General features: G+C 51.5%; 18 protein-coding genes. 2 read left to right on the top strand and 16 right to left on the bottom strand.

Features of this window, described 5'->3' with window-relative positions:
• Positions 1-140 precede the first annotated feature (140 nt).
• Positions 141-1,409 (top strand): ATP-binding protein, encoded by a 1,269-nt coding sequence (locus ABE504_RS10625; RefSeq protein ID WP_430087928.1) that lies wholly within the window; start codon positions 141-143, stop codon positions 1,407-1,409.
• Here ABE504_RS10625 and ABE504_RS10620 read toward each other — a convergent pair.
• From ABE504_RS10620 to cymR, 16 genes are all read right to left on the bottom strand, one after another.
• Positions 1,392-3,200 (bottom strand): peptidoglycan D,D-transpeptidase FtsI family protein, encoded by a 1,809-nt coding sequence (locus ABE504_RS10620; protein ID WP_430087926.1) that lies wholly within the window; start codon positions 3,198-3,200, stop codon positions 1,392-1,394. The two genes, ABE504_RS10625 and ABE504_RS10620, sit on opposite strands and share 18 nt — an antisense overlap.
• Positions 3,201-3,355: 155 nt before the next feature.
• On the bottom strand, positions 3,356-5,521 hold the full coding sequence (locus ABE504_RS10615) for a methyl-accepting chemotaxis protein (RefSeq protein ID WP_430087924.1): 2,166 nt from the start codon (positions 5,519-5,521) through the stop codon (positions 3,356-3,358).
• Between the two features lie 203 nt (positions 5,522-5,724).
• Positions 5,725-7,008, bottom strand: coding sequence for a peptidase U32 family protein (locus ABE504_RS10610; RefSeq protein ID WP_430087922.1), 1,284 nt, complete (start codon positions 7,006-7,008; stop codon positions 5,725-5,727).
• 25 nt (positions 7,009-7,033) lie between these two features.
• Positions 7,034-7,963, bottom strand: coding sequence for a peptidase U32 family protein (locus ABE504_RS10605; protein WP_430087920.1), 930 nt, complete (start codon positions 7,961-7,963; stop codon positions 7,034-7,036).
• A gap of 20 nt (positions 7,964-7,983) precedes the next feature.
• Positions 7,984-9,084, bottom strand: coding sequence for an endolytic transglycosylase MltG (mltG, locus tag ABE504_RS10600; RefSeq protein ID WP_430088684.1), 1,101 nt, complete (start codon positions 9,082-9,084; stop codon positions 7,984-7,986).
• Between the two features lie 96 nt (positions 9,085-9,180).
• A complete protein-coding gene (locus ABE504_RS10595; RefSeq protein ID WP_126142604.1) occupies positions 9,181-9,477 on the bottom strand; it encodes a DUF1292 domain-containing protein in 297 nt (98 codons plus the stop codon).
• Complete coding sequence (locus ABE504_RS10590) at positions 9,474-9,782, bottom strand: DUF1292 domain-containing protein (protein ID WP_126142603.1); 309 nt, start codon at positions 9,780-9,782, stop codon at positions 9,474-9,476. Before ABE504_RS10590 ends, ABE504_RS10595 begins: the two co-directional genes overlap by 4 nt.
• A 6-nt stretch (positions 9,783-9,788) precedes the next feature.
• Positions 9,789-10,205 carry a Holliday junction resolvase RuvX gene (ruvX, locus tag ABE504_RS10585; RefSeq protein WP_430087918.1) on the bottom strand — a complete coding sequence of 139 codons (417 nt, stop codon included), beginning with the start codon at positions 10,203-10,205 and terminating at the stop codon, positions 9,789-9,791.
• Positions 10,206-10,245: 40 nt separating this feature from the next.
• Complete coding sequence (locus ABE504_RS10580; protein WP_430087916.1) at positions 10,246-10,506, bottom strand: IreB family regulatory phosphoprotein; 261 nt, start codon at positions 10,504-10,506, stop codon at positions 10,246-10,248.
• A gap of 110 nt (positions 10,507-10,616) precedes the next feature.
• On the bottom strand, positions 10,617-13,244 hold the full coding sequence (alaS, locus tag ABE504_RS10575; protein ID WP_430087914.1) for an alanine--tRNA ligase: 2,628 nt from the start codon (positions 13,242-13,244) through the stop codon (positions 10,617-10,619).
• Between the two features lie 269 nt (positions 13,245-13,513).
• Positions 13,514-13,780 carry a hypothetical protein gene (locus ABE504_RS10570; protein WP_430087912.1) on the bottom strand — a complete coding sequence of 89 codons (267 nt, stop codon included), beginning with the start codon at positions 13,778-13,780 and terminating at the stop codon, positions 13,514-13,516.
• A 114-nt stretch (positions 13,781-13,894) separates the two neighbouring features.
• Positions 13,895-14,965, bottom strand: coding sequence for an AI-2E family transporter (locus ABE504_RS10565; RefSeq protein WP_430087910.1), 1,071 nt, complete (start codon positions 14,963-14,965; stop codon positions 13,895-13,897).
• A gap of 151 nt (positions 14,966-15,116) precedes the next feature.
• A complete protein-coding gene (locus ABE504_RS10560) occupies positions 15,117-15,317 on the bottom strand; it encodes a hypothetical protein (protein ID WP_126142598.1) in 201 nt (66 codons plus the stop codon).
• Between the two features lie 10 nt (positions 15,318-15,327).
• Positions 15,328-15,849: a PRC-barrel domain-containing protein gene (locus ABE504_RS10555; RefSeq protein ID WP_126142597.1), complete on the bottom strand. Its 522-nt coding sequence runs from the start codon at positions 15,847-15,849 to the stop codon at positions 15,328-15,330.
• Positions 15,850-15,923: 74 nt separating this feature from the next.
• Positions 15,924-17,081 carry a cysteine desulfurase family protein gene (locus ABE504_RS10550; protein WP_430087908.1) on the bottom strand — a complete coding sequence of 386 codons (1,158 nt, stop codon included), beginning with the start codon at positions 17,079-17,081 and terminating at the stop codon, positions 15,924-15,926.
• An 8-nt stretch (positions 17,082-17,089) separates the two neighbouring features.
• Positions 17,090-17,509 carry a cysteine metabolism transcriptional regulator CymR gene (cymR, locus tag ABE504_RS10545; protein ID WP_430087906.1) on the bottom strand — a complete coding sequence of 140 codons (420 nt, stop codon included), beginning with the start codon at positions 17,507-17,509 and terminating at the stop codon, positions 17,090-17,092.
• Positions 17,510-17,829: 320 nt separating this feature from the next.
• On the opposite strand from cymR, the gene mnmA reads away from it, so the two are divergent.
• Positions 17,830-18,921 carry a tRNA 2-thiouridine(34) synthase MnmA gene (mnmA, locus tag ABE504_RS10540; protein WP_430087904.1) on the top strand — a complete coding sequence of 364 codons (1,092 nt, stop codon included), beginning with the start codon at positions 17,830-17,832 and terminating at the stop codon, positions 18,919-18,921.
• Positions 18,922-18,937 lie beyond the last annotated feature (16 nt).

Raw genomic sequence — 18,937 nt, 5'->3', positions numbered from 1 at the left:
TGCATAATGTACTGCCGTCCAAATTGTAAGCCAATTTCGTTCAAAAAAACAATATTTTTTTCCTAATGGGCAAAGGATATTTACTTTTTTTGTCGAAATAATCGTTGAAGATGGAAATTTCTATGAAGTAGGCGAGAAGATTGAATGTCTTTGACGAAATTCTGCTCAATATCTTAGTCCTGTCCATACCGATCGTGTTATATCATCTCACTTGGCATGAGACGCCGGATCCCTTTCGCTTTAAAGGCTCCGCCCCGTATGCCATCGGCATCGTTTGCTCCGTGAGCGCATTATTTTGCATGTCCCATCCTTTATTCATCGCATCTGGAACTGCGTTCGATCTCCGCACTCTCCCCATCCTAGTCGCCTTCCTCTATAGCGGTGTACGTTCGGGTCTTGCCGTTTTTCTCGTTATTCTGGGTTATGCCTATGTCATGGACGGTTTGCATTTTCTCTGGTTCGCTTCTTTGGCCGCGCTGCTCGTTCCGTTCATCCTAGCGTTCATTTCCCTCAGCAATTGGAAGCAGGTCACGCCGAAAATTATGTTTCCCAGCCTCCTGGCTCTCGCCAGCGCATCCGCCAACAGCTGCATGCTCGTCCTGTACCGGATGAAAATGGATTTGCCCATCCCGCACACTTTCATTTACTACACCCTGTTGTACATTCTCGTTCAAACGGTATCTATGGGTATTCTCAGCTACTTCATCGTCCGCATCCAAGAAAATATCGCGCTGCGCCATGAAGTCCACAAGTCGGAGAAGCTAAACGTACTCAGCGAACTGGCCGCTTCCGTGGCTCACGAGATTCGCAATCCGATGACCGTTGCCCGCGGTTTCATGCAAATGCTCAGCCAGTCCCAAGTCTCCGAGGACAAAAAGCGCATCTACACGCACATGGTGATTGAAGAAATCGATCGGGCCCAAAGCATTATTTCCGATTATTTATCGTTCGCCAAGCCTGAGGCTGAGAAAATGGAGGAGCTCGATTTATCGCTACTTGCTCACAAAATCAGCAACCTGATCACACCGTACGCTGCAATGAGAGGCATCGAGATCGTGTTTGACATTCAGGCTGATCTGCGAATTAAAGCGAATGGCGATAAAATGACGCAGTGCCTCGTCAACTTGACCAAAAACGGCATCGAAGCGATGCCAGACGGGGGGCATCTGCATGTCGCCGGTTTTCGGAAAGATCACTCGATCGTCCTGCAGATCAAAGATACAGGTGTCGGCATGAGCGAAGAGCAGGTACAGCGGCTCGGCACTCCTTTCTACTCGACCAAAAATAAAGGCACTGGACTTGGCCTTATGGTCTCTTACCGCATTATCAAAAATTTCGGCGGTCAGATCGAAGTTCACAGCCAGGAAAACCACGGCACCTGTTTTATTATCTCATTGCCTGCTGTCTGAAGCGCCGGAAGCGGCCAAAATATCCATAATGCCCTTGAACAGCGGCATCGATTGGTTTTTATCCGCAGGTCCGGTATTCTTCACCACGACAGATACGGCATACTGTGGCGCCTCCACAGGCCCATAGCCGATGAACCATTGATTGATTTTTTCCTGCTTGCCGCTTTGCAGCTGCGCTGTCCCCGACTTCCCCGCCAGGTTCCAGGTCGCCCCTTCCAAACTCTGCCCCGTGCCGTCCGTCACCACTTCCCGCATCCAGGCGAGCAGCGTGCGGCTCGTTGCCGCGGTAATGGTGCCATCGGGCGACGTGAGCTTCTGAACTGGAAACTTTTCCATTTCGCGTCCGGTTTGATACTGAATCTCCCGCACGACGCGCGGCTCAAAGCCTTTCCCAGCATGAAGCAGCGTAACGACCAGGTTCGACGCCGCGAGCGGCGTCATGCGTACATCGCGCTGCCCAATCGCCGTCTGCATAAGCACGCCTTCGTCGTCATGGGGCGTTTGCGCAGCGAACAGCTGCCCCGGCTCTTCGCTGTCAAACTGCCGGAACGCCTCCATCGTGTCTGTTTTCCCCATCCAGCCCACATCGTTCAACACGCCAAGCTTATTGGCGTATCGCTCTAGTTGAGCAGCCGTTAACCGCTTCATCACATTTGCAAACACGATGTTGCAGGATTCAGCGAAGCCCTGTTCCAGCGTCAGCGGACCATGCCCGCCCTTCAGCCAGCAGGTAAACCCATACTTCCCTAACGCGCCTTCGCAATTGAACGTTTCCGTAGGCGAAACGACCTTCTCGTCCAGCGCGGCGGCCGCCACGATCGTTTTGAAGATCGAGCCGGGCGCCGTCGCCTTCACCGCGTAATTAATCCAGTTGTTGTTGGCCAGCCGAACATCGCTCTGATCAAAATTGGGGCGGCTCGCCATCGCGATGACATCCCCGTGCTCCGCTTCCTGCACGACAGCCGCGCCTTCCTTGATGCCCAGCTTATCCATCAAAGCCTCAATCTTCGCCTCAATGTCCACATCCAGCGTCGTCACCAGCTTAACAGGATAATACGCATTATTCGGCGCAATCAGGCGGGCGTCCAGCCCAGCCAGCGGCCTTTTTCCAGCGTCTGTAAAATACGAGATCGACGTCTCGCCAAGCCCGCGCAGCCAGGAATCGAACGACTTCTCGAGCCCGGAGCCGCCGATTTTCGTAGTAAGCGCCATTTTGCCCTTCGCCACATCGGTCCCGTAGAGCTCCTGCACCCGCTCCGGATTTTGCCCGATGAATCCGATCAGTTGACGCGCCGTCATCTCCGCCGGATAGCGGTCCTCCATATCGACGACCTTGATGTTGGGGAAGCCGAGCGATTCGATCTGCCCTGCTTGCACTTCAGACAACTGCGCGAATGAACCGCTATCCTCCGCCCCCCATACCTGAGGCTCCTTCAAATTACGCAAGAACGTCAGCCACCGCTCCGAGCTGGTCTGCAAAATCCGGGCTAGTCGGTCTGCATCCTGGCGCGACATTTGATAATCGCTGTGGATGGGAAAAGCGACCAACGCTTTCACCATTTTGCCAGTAATCGGCCTCAAGTTTCTATCCAGAATTTGCCCTCTGCCGCTTTCAAGTACAAGCGCACGCTGACGCTGAATGACCGAATTTTTCACAAGATTAATGTCTCTAGACGAATAACTTTCAGCCGTCGCAATTTGAATCCAGAACAGCTTTCCTGCAATCCCCGCAAACACAAGCATCACTAACAGCAGCGCGATAAAAATCCGCCTTTTTTGAGCGGGAGACATCCTGGCTACCCTCATGCACCTTGACCCCTTTGTATGTACGAACTTTCCCCCGTTACATTCAGTATCGGCATTCCGTCTTCGAACCAAACCAAGCGTCAGTATCGGTAAAATAAAAAAAAACACCCACTCTCCGGCTGGAAAGTGGATGTTCGGGCTTATACCTCGAATTTGGATAATGTATCGTTGAGCGATTTGGACAGCTGATCCAGCTTGTCCGACAATTTGACCAAACCGTCGCTGATGCTGAGCTGCTCGGAGCTGAGGGATGCCACCTCTTCGGATGTCGCAAGCGATTCTTCCGCAACCGCGCTGACATTCGTCATCGCGTCTGACAAGACAACTTGCGACTGCTCCAGCGTGGAGATCGAATCGCTGACCGTGCTCAATCTTTCGATAAAGCCGCCCATGTGGTTTGTCACTTGCTTGAAGATCGTATCGGCTTCTTTCACCGCCGTGATCTGCTCTTGGAAGATCGGCGTTGCTGTAGACAGCACCTTCACGGTCTCATCAATCTCGCCTTGGATCGTTTCGGTAATTTGTCCGACGACCTCGATGGACTGCTTGGACTGATCGGCCAGTTTGCGGATCTCATCCGCAACGACCATGAAGCCTTTGCCGGCTGCGCCTGCGCGAGCCGCTTCGATTGTCGCATTCAAGGACAAAATGTTCGTCTGTTTGGTCATATTGTTAAGCAGATCCAAAATTTTACGAATCGAGCGTGTGCTTTCTTTCAGCTTATCGACTTTATCGACCATGGAACGAATCATTTCTTCCGTTAGATTCGTTTTGGCAATAAGCTCATTCATATACTTCGTTCCGAGAGAGCTCGATGATTGCACATCGGCGGCAGCTGTACCCATTTCCAGGTTCGCTTCAATAACTTCCTTCATCTGAATCCCGATATGATGCGTCAGCTCGTTGCCGCGTTCCGACTCTGTCGCCAGACCGCCGGCACCGTTAGAAATTTCATCGGTAGCTACCGCAATTTCTCTTGCTGCAGTTGCCGTCACTTGGGAGGAATTCGTCAGTTCCTGCGCGGTCTCGAATACCGCTTGCGCGGATGCGCTCGTCTGCTGCACCAGGTTTGTGATCTGCTGCATCATGATGTCGAAGCTGGCGCCAAGCTGCCCGATCTCATCCTGCGATTTGTAATTCGCGCGAACCGTCAGTTTCCCTTTCGCACCTTGCTGCATCAAATTGCGAAGGTGCACCAGCGGACTGCCGATCATTCTCGCTACGAAAATACCGATTAATACCGCAGCAAGAGCAGCAATCAACGCAATAATCAGCGTGTAATTGAAAATTTTCTTCGCATCTTTCACAAGCGCACTAACGGGAATGTCGCCGACAAGGTTCCAGCCGGATACTTCTGATGAATAGAATGCAACCAAGTGATCGTCATTTGTCGTGAAAGAGCCATTGCCTCCCTCGATCTGCTCCTTCGTCAACTGTACTTCCGAGTCTTTTTCAATCGTCTCCAAGTTGGCCGAGGCAACGTTTTTGTTGGCCGAGCTCGTAATTACAACTTTGCTGTCTTCGCCGAGCGAGATGCCGGCCAGCTCTTTATTCAAAATGTCTGTGCTATATTCAATAACAAGTACGCCTGTCGTTGAATTGGATACGGTGTTTTTCAACAACCGCGAAATTGCAAACGTATTGCTGGAGGAGGAGGAATACCCTTTTTGTTTGCTTGCAAGCCATGCTACTTTGCCGGCATTTTCAACCGTCAGTTTAAACCAATCTTCATTGCTGACGTTCTCCGACAACGCACCGCCGCCATTGCCAGTCAGCACGATTAGCTTGCCGTCGGGACGATAGAGATGCAGCGATTTGATCGATTTATTGGAGAAAGTAACTACGTTCAACTTATCCGTAATTTGGCGAATCGTATCCAACGCTTCATATGTAGAGGCTTCCGTCTTCTGATACTTATCGAGCAGCGTTTGGAGATCAGTGTTCAGCATGAGTTGCAGCGACGTATCGTCAAACGTTTGATACAGAAAATCAAGCTTCTTACCTGCCTGCGTAACGGTCTGTAAGCTGGAGTCCGCTACCTTGTTCTTAATGACGCTTTTGGAAACTTGATAGGAAATAATCCCAACAGCAAGCACGAATACCAGAATGCTGGCAAAAAACATTAAAAACAACTTCATTCCAACAGATTTGATTGGATTCTCCAATTTCAACCCGCCACTGCCAAATCCACCTTGGCCGCCTCCTGCTTGTCCAGTTGCTGCATAGGATTTCCCTTTGCGCAGACCTCCTGTTGCTTGAACGATTTTGTCTACAAATGTTCGGAATCCTTGCTGTTCTTTTTTCATCTCGTTCACCCACCATTAGTTTCTCATTCTACTTACTCGTTGCCTTAACTTTACAACGTTCGAGCTCACGACGCCGTTGAAAAGGTTTACATAATCTCTATTTCGACAACGCTTTTCAATTTCCTTTAAATTTCGTTACAATTTTAACAAAAAAAAAGAAACTTTCTCCACTATACATGAGTCTGGAGAAAGCTTCCATGGTACTATTTGCCTGTTTTTTTACGCATCATATCCCATTTTTTTACAGGTTGCACAGTCTGAATTTTAATTTGCTGAAGCGGATGGCGCGCTGCAGTAAGCGTTTCGCCCGATTCATCCACAATCGTGCCAACTGTCTGTTTAAAATGCGTCCCCTCCGGCCCGAAGAACTCAATCTCCTGGCCCGGCTTGAAATGATTGCGCTGCTGAATCAGCGCCGTGCCTGTCGCATCGTCGTAGTCCATGACGAGCCCGACAAAGTCAAAGCCGACGACCTTATCCTCCGGCTCATAAATATGATCCTCATGCCCTGGCGCCTCATAGAAGAACCCTGTGTTGAGCGGACGGTTCGCCGCTTTATAAATCTCTTCCTGCCACAGCGGATTCAGCTTGAAATTGTCCGGGTCTTCAAAATAAGCATCGATCGCCTGACGATACGCATTCACCACCGTCGCGACGTAATGAATGCTCTTCATGCGGCCTTCGATTTTAAAGCTGTCCACGCCCGATTCGATCATCTCTGCAATATGCTCGATCATGCTGAGATCCTTGGACCCCATCGTAAACGCATCGTCGTCCTCGGTAAACATCGGCACGTCCGTCGCAAGCGGCTCCGACAACGGCTGATCCTTCGCGAACAGGTCGTACTTCCAGCGACACGACTGCGAGCAGCCCCCGCGGTTCGAATCCCGATCCGTAAAATGGTTGGACAGCACGCAGCGCCCGGAATACGAGCTGCACATCGCGCCGTGGATGAAAGCCTCGATTTCTACATCGACATGCGCCTTGATCTCGTCGATCTCCTGCATGCTCGCTTCCCGCGCCAATACGACGCGCTCAATGCCCTGATCTTTCCAGAACTTGACCGTCTGCCAGTTCATGACCGACTGCTGCGTGCTGACGTGCACCTCCAGCATTGGCGCCACACGGCGGCACGTTTCCATAATGAGCGGATCCGCCGCGATAATGGCCGAGATGCCTGCTTCCTGCAGCCCTCTCAAATAATCCTCAAGCCCTTCAATATCCTCGTTATGGGCGTAAATATTCGTCGCCACAAACACCTTCGCGCCGTAGCGATTAGCGAACTCCACGCCCTCCTTCATTTCTTCCAGCGAGAAATTGTCCGCATTGGAGCGAAGACCATACTTCTGTCCGCCGATATACACCGCATCCGCCCCGTAATGAATGGCGAACTTCAATTTCTCCAAATTGCCAGCCGGCGCCAGCAGTTCCGGTTTGTCCAAACGAACCCGCTTTCCCCGCGCACGCCGTTCAATTGCTGTTATCATGTGGGATCGCACCTTCTTTCATCAATCAATAAACCTGCTCTTTATAGAAAAATCCGTAAGACAGCTCGCGTTCAGGGTCCTGCAGCTCCGAAATCGCATCCAGCCACGCCTCGTTGAAAACGTAGTTCTCCGGATCTGACGCATACGCATCAATGGCCGCGCGATAGCTTCGAACAACGGCTTCATTGTAGGCCGTCGATTTCAGCAGCCCCTCGATTTTAAAGCTGTCGATATGCCCGTCCATCAGTTCCGGTAAATTTTCCAGCATGCACAAATCTTCCGCGCTTAGAATGTGCGTGCCGTTCGCATCTTCATAGACCGGATACCGCAGCTCGCGGCGTTCGTGTTCAATGAGGAACAACCCTCGATCGATCGAGCGGTCCTGCCCCCCCGCATCATTGCCCTGATGCTCCATATAATTTCGAAGCAGCTCCCGCTTGGAGTGATAAATGTTGGTGATGCCATGCACCTGAACTTCAACGGCCAAATCGCATTTCGCCTTGAATTCCAGCACCTGCTCCATGTTCAGCTCTCTCGCCAGCACGACGCGGGTTGCACCTTGGCGCCCCCAGTAATTGGCGGTCGCATAATTCGTCGACGTCATCTCCGCATTCCAATGCAACGGGATCGGCTTCGGCAGCTGACGAACGTTCATCAGGATGCTCGGATCCCCGAAAATAACGCCGTCCACCGCCATCTCCTGCAGCGCAGTCAAATAAGGAAGCAGCTCAGGAAGCACGCTGTTCACCATAATATTGTTCATGCTGACGTATACCTTGACGCCGCGCTCATGCGCAAACTGGACGGCCGCCGCTACATCCGGCAGCTTCATGTCGCCTGGCAGGCGCATGCCGAAGCACGATTCTCCGATGATGACGGCATCTGCGCCGGCTTCAATCATTGTTTTCACATCATGCAGCGATCCGCAGCTGATGACTAGCTCTGGTTTTTTCACTTGCAAACCCTACCTTCTGTCTACTTCGACGCTTTCTTGCTCTCTTCGATGTTCTTCTTATGCTCTTCGTACGTTTCTGCGAACAAATGCCCCTTCGTCCCGTCTTTCTTCGTCACATAAAATAAATACTTCGTCTCTTCCGGATAAATCGCCGCTTTCATCGACGCCAGGCTCGGGCTCGCAATCGGCCCCGGCGGCAAGCCAGCATTCAGATACGTGTTGTACGGACTCTGAATCTGCAAGTCCTTTTCCAGCAACCGATCTTTCGGCTTGTCGAACAAATACTGAACCGTCGCGTCGATCTGCAGCGGCATATTCTTCTTCAGCCGGTTCTGAATAACGCCGGACACCTTGGCACGCTCCTCGTCCACGACGACTTCACGCTCGATCAAGGACGCGATCGTCAGCATCTGATGCACGTTGAGCCCGCGCTCTTTCAGCTTGCTTTGCCAATCCGCCGGCAGTGTAGCCAACTTCTTGTCCAGCTCCTGCAGCGTGCGTTCGACGAATTCCTGTTCCGTCGTGTCTTTCTTGAACTCATACGTTTCCGGGAAAATATACCCTTCCAAGCGGTGTCTTAAGTTTTTCGAATCCGGAATGGAAGCCGTTGTCTCGTCTTTGAACCCGCCCGGGCTGTCAACGAGTTGGAGAAAGGTATCCTTCTTCCAAGACGTCTGCTCGGCAAGCTTCGCGGCAATCTGCTCAATCGTAAAACCTTCCGGAATCGTGAACTTTATCGTTTCTTCCTTGACAACATCGCCGCTGTTCAGCTTCGCAATCATCTCGTCGAACGTCATGCCCGGCTTCATGTCATATTCGCCCGCTTGAAACCGCGAACCTTGCTTCTTGAATTTTAAATAATACATAAAGGCCGTTGCGTTCTTAATAAGTCCCTTGCTTTCAAGGGCATTTGAAATTTGTACAGTTCCCATTCCTGGGGCGATCAACAGCCTGATCGGTTGATCCGATGCCGCTACGGGCTGGAGCGCGTTCCTGACATACAGCCCGGCGCCTCCCGCCAAGCCTAGCAGCAGGACAACTACGATGCCCAGGATGAGCAGTACCCGTTTCAGCTTGCTTGTTCCCGGCTTGCGCCATTCCTCTTGCTCATGCTCTCTAATCACTTAATCTGCGATCCTCCTCCCGCTTACATGATGCGCATGGGCAGCCATGCACAACAAAACCGAGCGGATGCGCTCCGCTCGGTTGTAAACGTCCTACAAGTCGTCCTGATCCGGGAAGACCATCTCGTCATAAAGCTCCGATACCGTTTCCCATTCGTCGTCATCTTCAATCGTTACTAACTCGTATTCCCCGTCTGCACTCTCCACGACCCGAAAAACGTCGAATTCATCGTCCTTCTTCAGTTCGTCGGATTGAAGCACAGCATAGGTACGATTCTCATACACAAATTCTTTCAGGAGACGATATTCCGTTGACTCGTTCTGCTCATCAAACAAAATGATAGCATCCCCGTAAGTTTTACGCAATACATCGGTTGGTTGCGTGCTCATCCTTCTTCTTCCTCATCGAACTCTGCCATGAGCGTATTGAACGTCTCCTCGACAATGTTCCATTCCTCTTCATCTTCAATGGTGAACAATTTCAGGTCTTCGCCGTCTTCGTCTTCCTCATAACGGAAAGCGTACACTTCGTCGGAGTCTTCGTCTCCGCCTTCTGTCGGCACGACCATCATGTATTTCTTGTCTGAACCGTCCACTTCAAATTTCATGATAACCTCGAACTCTTCTTCGTTGCCTTCATCGTCCGGAATGTAAATGATTTCTGGTTCTTCTTCACGCAATTCTTCTTTGGACATGTTCATTCACCTCTTCATATTAGCATCCATATACCCTTGCAGGATGAGCTGTGCAGCCATCTTGTCGATGACTTGCTTCCTTTTCTTGCGGCTTACATCCGCTTCAAGCAGCGTCCGCGTCGCCGCAACCGTCGTCAGCCGCTCATCCCACAAGCGTACCGGTATACTTAGTCGCTCTTCCAGTTGTTTCGCAAACGCGATCGCCAGCTCACCGCGCGGACCGATCGTGTTATTCATATTTTTGGGCAAGCCCACGACAATCTCGATCACGCCGTACGTTTGCACGAGCGAGACCAGACGCTCGATATCTTCCCCGGGCTTTCCGCGATGAATCACTTCCAGCCCCTGAGCCGTCCATCCGAGCTCATCGCTAAGGGCGACCCCGATCGTTTTATCCCCATAATCCAAACCCATGACTCTCATGCTAGACAGATCTCATTTCTTCATAGAGGTTGTTCGCGAACTATTTGTGTTGATTCAGGTAGGCACGAACCAGTTCTTCGATCAGTTCATCGCGCTCCCGCTTGCGAATCAGGCTGCGTGCGTTGTTGTGACGCGGAATATATGCCGGATCTCCGGAGAGCAAGTACCCGACAATTTGATTGATCGGATTATACCCTTTTTCCTGAAGAGCGTCATACACCGCCAGCAGCACGTCCTTCGGCGATGTTTCGATTTCCTCCGCCTTCACATTAAACTTCATCGTTTTGTCCATGGAACTCATTCAGGAGCACCCCATTTCCTCTTGCCATTTGTAAAATTATTGAAAATTGAACACTGTATACTGGATATATTCTCTACGGTTTCAAAAATTCCTGTCCCCGCAAAAAATAATTATGCGAATTGGGATACGAGCCCTTCCACGCTCGCAAGCGCCGCTTGCAGCTTGGAAGCGTCTTTGCCGCCGGCTTGCGCCATATCCGGACGTCCGCCGCCGCTGCCGCCAACCGCTCCGGCGACTTCTTTGATGATTTTGCCGGCGTGGTAGCCTTTCGCAACAAGATCAGGCGTAACGGCCGCGACCAGATTCACTTTGTCCTCCGCTGCCGCGCCGAGTACGATAACCGCCGAGCCCAGCTTGGTCTTCATCTCATCCACAATGTTGCGCAGGGAATCCATATCGGCCGCGTTCACTTGCACAGCCAGTACAGCGACGTCGCCAACCTTTTTCACCTGATCTGTCAGGGAGCCCGCTTCAATGCGGCTCAGCTTGCCGCGCAACGATTCGTTCTCGCGTGACAGCTCTTTCACTTGCTGCAGCGTCAGGTCCACGCGTTTCGGCACATCCGTGATGTTCGATTTGAGCAGGCCCGCCGCTTCTTTCAAGAGCGCAAGCTGTCCGTCCAGATACTCGTAAGCGCTGCGGCCCGTGACGGCTTCAATCCGGCGCACACCGGAGCCGATGCCGGATTCGCTGACGATTTTGAATAGGCCGATTTGACTTGTGTTCTGTACATGACAGCCGCCGCAAAGCTCCAAGGAATAGTCGCCGACTTGCACAACACGCACGATGTCGCCATACTTCTCGCCGAAGAGCGCCATCGCGCCCATCGCTTTCGCTTCATTGATCGGTTTCAAGGAAATGTCAACCGGAATGCTGTTCCAGATTTGACGATTAACGCGCTGTTCAACGTCCTGCAGTTCTTCGGCGGTAATGCTGCCGAAATGCGAGAAGTCGAAACGCAGACGATCCGCTTCTACCAAAGAACCAGCCTGGTTAACATGCGTGCCCAGCACTTCTTTGAGCGCTTTGTGCAGCAAATGCGTCGCCGTGTGGTTCTTGATCAGATCCGCACGCTCGGCTGCCGCAACAACGGCTTCCACCGTATCGCCTTGGCGCAACACGCCGGATTCTACGATCACTTTGTGCACGTGCTGACCGTGCGGCGCCTTGTTCACATCGAGCACCTTGAGCGTCACTTGCTCGCCGCGAATGATCCCGTGGTCGCCCACTTGACCGCCGCTTTCCGCATAGAACGGGGTACGGTCCAGAATGACCTGGCACGTCTCGCCGACGCCAACAAGCTCCACGAGTTCGTTCTCGTGCACGATCGCTTCGATTTTAGCAGTAACTACCAATTCATTATAACCAACAAATTCGCTTTTAGTCGTAAATTCGGACAGCGGCCCGCCTTGAACCTTCATGCCGCCTTCCTTCTGGCTGGCTGCTCTGGCACGGTCGCGCTGCTCCTGCATCGCGGCATCAAAGCCGTCACGGTCGACAGTCAGCCCCTTCTCAGCGGCAAAGTCCTCTGTCAAATCAAACGGGAAGCCGTACGTATCGTACAGTTTGAACGCGTCCGGACCACTGATTTGCTTCGAGCCGGCTACTTCCGTCTTTTCAACCATCTCAGCCAAAATGAGCAGACCGTCGTTCAACGTCTCGTGGAACCGCTCTTCTTCCGTGCGGATCACTTTCTCGATAAATTCGGCTTTGTCCACGACTTCAGTGTAGTACACGCCCATGATCTCGCCAACCGTCGGCACCAGCTTGTACAGGAACGGCTTGTCCGTGCCCAGGACTTTACCGTAACGCACCGCACGGCGGAGCAAACGGCGAATAACATAACCGCGTCCTTCATTGGAAGGAAGCACGCCGTCGCCAACGGAGAACGCTACCGTACGAATGTGGTCGGCAATGACCTTGAGCGCAACATCGTGCTCATCATTGACATGATATTGCACGCCTGTCAACTCGCAAGTGCGGTTGATGATGGGGATAAACAAATCCGTATCGAAGTTGGAGTCCACATCCTGCAAAATGGAGGCGAAACGCTCCAGCCCGGCGCCGGTATCGATGTTTTTGTTCGGAAGCGGCGTGTAGCTGCCGTCGGAATTATGGTTGAACTGCGTGAACACAAGGTTCCACACTTCGAGGAAACGCTCATTCTCGCCGCCAGGCCAGCATTCTGGATCATTCAGATCGCCGTATTTGTCTCCGCGGTCATAGAAAATTTCCGTACAAGGTCCGCACGGGCCTTCGCCGATGTCCCAGAAATTCGATTCCTTCAGTTTATAGATACGCTCAGCCGGAATACCGATCTGCTTGTTCCAGATCTCATATGCTTCCTCATCCTCTTCATGGACGGTGACGGAGATACGGTTCGGATCAAAGCCGATCCACTGCGGATCGGTCAGAAATTCCCAAGCCCATGGAATCACTTCTTTTTTAAAATAGTCGCCGATGGAGAAGTTCCCCAGCATCTCGAAAAACGTATGATGGCGGCGCGTCTTCCCGACGTTCTCAATGTCGTTGGTACGGATACATTTCTGTGCGTTCGTAATCCGCGGGTTTTCCGGAATTTCACGGCCGTCCAGATAAGGCTTCAGCGGCGCGATCCCCGCATTGATCCAGAGCAGCGATGGGTCATTGTGCGGAACGAGCGATGCGCTCGGCTCGACCTTGTGCCCTTTGCTCGCGAAAAATTGCAACCACTTGGAACGAATTTCACTTGCTTTCATGTGTGTGCGCCTCCATATTTTTGTAAAATGTGCAAAAACAACAAAAAACGCCCCTGCAGCTAAACAGGGACGAATCATCGCGGTACCACCCTGGTTATTGGCGAAGCGCCAATCTCCTTGTGCGGATCTGTAACGGGTCCAACCGGTGGAGTTCGTCCACGCTCCGAAACGAGCTTTGGGCCATTCTTGCACCGAAAGGCTCTCACAGCCGACATAGACCGGATTCCCGGTTATGCGGAGCCTTCTCTCTGGCGATGGGCTATGGCTTACTAAAGTTTCATCAACGCTTTCATGTAAGGCAAATTATAACTTTCCGCCTGACACCTGTCAACATGGGTATGACCTGGCAAGCGCTCGGACTGCGTCATCCCGCCTTCAATATAATGAAACCTTGCAAGCTTGGACATCAGTGTCGAAAAATGATTTTGACCGTTGACAATGATTCTCAATTGGGCTATACTGATTTCAGTGATAATGATTTTCATTATCGAATAGATGATCAACATCATGTTTCTCACATTCATACCGTAGTCCATATGGATAATCTCGCATGGGCCACACACCTTCCTATCCTCAACCCTCGTACAGAACCCCTTTGTACCATGATCCCGCAAGTCATGGCACAGAGGGGTTTTGTGCGTCTGCCTTGGCTAGGTCGACGGCTTATGAACATAATGCAGAAAGACATGCTGCAGAATGACCTTCATGACCGCGAAGAACGGCACCGCCAGAATCAGACCTACCACTCCCGCCACCTCCCCGCCAACGAGCAGCGCGAAAATAATAAAAAGCGGATGCATATGCAGCGTTCGGCCAACAACCTGCGGCGAAATGACATTGCCTTCCAGGATCTGCACCGCGAGATTCACGACGGCGACCAGCAGCACCATTTTAAGCGAAACGGTAGCCGCCATGAGCAGTGCCGGTGCAGCGCCAAAGAACGGACCTAAGTACGGGATGATGTTGAAAACGGCCACCACACTGGCCAGCAGCAACGGATACGGCATACCGATCAACCAATAGCCGACATAAGCCAAGGCTCCGATAATGAGGCAGACGAGCAGTTGGCCGCGAATATAATTGCCAAGCGCCGTGTCAATGTCCATGAGCAACGATACTGTCTTCTTCCGATACTCGCGGGGAACGAAGGTTAAAGCCGTTTTCTCGAGGAGCTGGAAATCCTTGAGCATATAGAACGCCACGAACGGCACGATGAACGCGATGAAAAGCATATTGATCGTTGCGCCGATGCCGTTTACATAGTTCGCGATGGCCATCGAGATTTTATTTTCAAATTTGGTTAAGGAATTATTAAAACCGCTTCTCACGCTGTCGGGCAGCAGTTGATTCTGATTAAACCCGTCCACAAGCGATTGCGCCTTCATCGCCATCTGGGGCATATGTTCGTTAAGCTCAGCCGCCTGTTGAATAAACACCGGCGTCATATTCATCACGACCACTGTCAGTCCTGAAAGAAACACGCCGTAAATAATTAACACCGCCATCGTTCGCGGCACTTTGCGCTTATTCAGCAATGTGACGACGGGATTCAATATGTAGGAAAGAATCATCGCGATGAAAAAAGGCATCGCAATTGCTTTGATAAAGCCAAACAGGCCGTACAAAATCGGTTTGATCAGGAGCAGCATGTACAAGACCGCCAACGCCAGCAGCGTGTAGACCAGTCCGACAAACCATTTGTTGCGCCAAATACGCTCCATGCTGGGGTTCACCTCTATCTTCGAATTCAGCTCGCCCATACAGTATATGTAAAAGTTGTGGGGATTAACCTCAACTGGAAAGATCAAAAAAGCGCCGCCCGCCAACGATTTCTCGCGGCAAACAACGCTTTCACATAACGGATCCAACCGGTTAATTCGCATGCTCCTGTAGCTGAGTCATATCTTCCTCAAAAAACAAATCGTCCAGAGAACTTAACGTTCCGTCCTCTTCAACTTGATAGACGGACATTTTCTCTCCGTTGACGCTTAGCTCAATGAAGCAACCCCAGCAATAAAACTGATGGGAACCGATCTTTCCAATATCTTTGGAATTACAGTTTGGACAACGCATCCTGCTCACCCTATTCTTCTTTGGATACGAAGAGTTCTTCAACTTCCTGAGCGCAATGTACGGGCACAATAATCGCATCTTCCCCAATAGTTGCCGTTTCCGGCAGCGGGAGCCGCTTACGCCCTTCTTTTAAATCAGAAATAAACCCTTCGGACAATTCGTAACCTACTATTTGTTTTCCCCAATTCCCGTTTAAATAAACATCTTCTACCATACCCAATTCTTCGCCGCCGACTGTCATGACAGGCAGTCCTTTAATCCTGCTGCGTCCTTCCAAAAAAGGGTGGCACTCATTCATGTGCGCGAGTTCGCAAATTACATCCTCGTTCGATATGGTAATGGCATCCTCCCCGGCGGAGACGATTCCTTCCCAGGACACGTATCGTAAGGCAGAGAACCACATCTTCGCTTCGAGTATGATGCCGCTTATGTTCCACGTTGGGTCAATCAGTAAATCTTGTACCTCACCGATTTGCTTGCCGGTGTCTACCGTAAAAACCGGAAGTCCGATGAGATCGTGCGCTTTGCGCAAGTGGCACTCCTCCTAGAACCGCCCGGTACTAGGTATTACGCAATCTTGCAACAATGGTTGCAAGTTCGCGGTACCTACTTATTACGCAATCTTGCAACAATGGTTGCAATTTTCTGGGCGGCCGTTTCGATTTGTTCTTTAGAATTCCCCATTCCAAAGCTAAACCGAACAGCGGAGAGTGTGACATTTTCTGGGAGCTTCATCGCCTTCAGCACGTGCGAGATTTCGAGCGATCCGGATGTGCACGCCGATCCGCTAGCTGCGGCTACGCCCTCCAAGTCTAAATTCATAAGCAATGTTTCTGTGGAAACGCCGGGAAAGCTGATGTTCACGATATGCGGGACGCCCATTTGCAGATCGCCGTTGACGACGAATCCGTCTGTCCCCAGCTGCTGCTCCAAACGCTGAAGCAAAAGCTCACGAAGCTCTACCGCATGGGCGCTCACTTGCGCTTGCTGCGGCAGCAGCAGCTCCACCGCTTTGGCAAATCCGGCGATGGCGCCGACGTTCTCGGTGCCTGCACGGCGTTTGCGCTCCTGCGAGCCGCCAAGCAAATACGGCAGCAGCTTCGTAGCGCGAGACACATACAGCGCTCCAATGCCTTTGGGGCCGTAAATCTTGTGCCCCGAGAAGCTCATGAGATCGACCGGCAGTTCGCCGAGCTGAATCGGCAGCTTGCCCAGCGCTTGAACCGCGTCGACATGAAACGGAATGCCGCGCTCACTGGCTAGCTGGCCGATCGCCTCAATCGGCTGAACCGTGCCGACTTCATTATTGACATACATGATCGAGATGAGTGCGGTGTCGGGACGAATGGCCGCCTCTACCTCGCGGGCAGCAACGCGTCCGGAAGCGTCGATCGGCACGTACGTAACTTCGTAGCCAAGCCGTTCCAAACGTTCGCAGGGATGCAAAACAGCATGATGCTCAATCGCCGACGTGATGATATGTTTCTTGCCGGACGTCGATGCTTCCGCTGCCTGCATAATCCCGAAAATCGCCATGTTGTTGCTTTCTGTCCCGCCGCTTGTATAAATCAGCTCCGCAGGCAGGCAGCCCAAGGACTTTGCCATTGCGTCACGGAACCGGTTAAGCGCTGTTCTGGATGCTCTGCCAAAGCTGTGGGTGCTTGAAGGATTTCCATAATTTTCTGTATAGAAAGGCAACATGGCCTCCCATACATCACGATGTACGGGCGTTGTTGCTGCGTGATCGAGATAAATCGGATTCATAACTCACCTTAGATATAAAACATATAATTATCGTGCTTGCCTTTGTCCTCGAAAGCAATCAAACTTGCCAATGTCGTGGAGTCCAATACTTCCGCGATGCTGTCCCGGATGCGGATCCAGAGATCGCGCTTAGCCGGATCGTCTTCTTCTTCAAAATCAACCGGGGAAATCGGGCCCTCCAGTACGCGAATCACTTCGCCTGCAGTCACCTGCTCGGCAGCTTTGGATAAAATATAACCGCCATAAGCACCGCGAATGCTTTTGACCAAACCGGCATTGCGAAGCGGTGCGACCAGTTGTTCCAGATAGTGCTCGGAAAGCTGGTGCTTCTCTGCAATGCTTTTCAAAGAAGTCGGGCCTTCACCTAATCGATTGGCCAACTCCATCATGATCGTTAAACCGTAGCGGCCTTTAGTGGAAATTTTCAAAATGTACACCTCATTCAAGATTATATGGCATCAAGGAGTCTGTTCCGTATCGCTAAAAAAACTTGCTATATTTACCGTGCCTCATGCCGCCGAAACAAACACGATGGCCGTCCCTATCTTGGTAAACAGCGTTTCCATTTTTCGCAAAAACATTCCAAAGTAACCGTATATCATATCTATGTTATCATAAATCCTTTGACATGTGGTAAAAAACGATGACATTCTCTTGAAATATTTTAAATTTTGTTCAGAGACATGTATAATAGGATGATATTTAGATATAAACATCGCTTGTGATGAAAGAAATGAGGGTTTCTACGATGACCAGGAAAACGCGCGTCATTCTCGGCATGTCCGGGGGCGTCGATTCATCGGTTGCTGCGCTGCTGCTGAAGGAGCAAGGCTACGAAGTGATTGGCATTTTCATGAAAAATTGGGACGATACCGACGAGTTCGGGCACTGCACCGCTGAGGAGGATGCAGAAGATGTGCGCCGCGTCTGCGACCAGATCGGCATCCCTTTTTATACAGTCAATTTTGAAAAGCAGTATTACGATAAAGTGTTCGCCTATTTTCTGGACGAGTACAAGAAAGGCCGCACCCCCAATCCCGACGTCATGTGCAACCGGGAGATCAAATTCGGCGAGCTGCTGCAAAAGGTGGTCGAGCTTGGCGGCGATTATTTGGCTACCGGCCACTACGCGCAAGTTAAGGAAGAGAATGGCGAGTACGTGCTGCTGCGCGGCAACGATGCGAACAAGGATCAGACCTACTTCCTGAACGCGCTGAACCAGCAGCAGTTGGCGAAGGCGATGTTCCCAATCGGCCATCTGCCGAAGCCGCAAGTAAGGGAAATTGCGGAACGCGCCGGACTGGCGACGGCGAAGAAGAAAGACAGCACCGGCATCTGCTTTATCGGCGAGCGAGATTTCAAAACTTTCCTAAGTCAGTACCTCCCTGCCCGTCCCGGCAATATGGTCGATATCCGCAACGGCGAAGTGAAAGGCAGGCATGACGGCTTGATGTACTACACGCTGGGTCAGCGTCAGGGCCTCGGCATCGGCGGTTCCGGCACCGGCGAGCCTTGGTTCGTTGTCGATAAGAATCTGGAGCGCAACGAATTGTTGGTTGTGCAAGGCGAGAACTACCCAGGGATCTATTCCAAAGGGTTGACAGCGACGGATGTGAATTGGATTTCTTCTGAGAAACCTGTGGGCGCATATGCTTGCACCGCCAAATTCCGCTACCGCCAGCCGGATCAAGGCGTGGTCGTAACGTTCCAGGCGGATGGCACATGTGAGGTCGTCTTTGACAAGCCGCAAAAAGCGGTAACGCCTGGGCAATCCGTCGTCTTTTATCAAGGGGATGTGTGCCTCGGCGGCGGCATCATTAATGAAGTCCACAAGGACTAATTCGGAGAGGATGATA

The organism is Paenibacillus oryzisoli (assembly GCF_050467285.1).
Lineage (GTDB): Bacteria > Bacillota > Bacilli > Paenibacillales > NBRC-103111 > Paenibacillus_E > Paenibacillus_E oryzisoli_A.
This window is presented reverse-complemented; position numbering and strand designations above follow the sequence as displayed.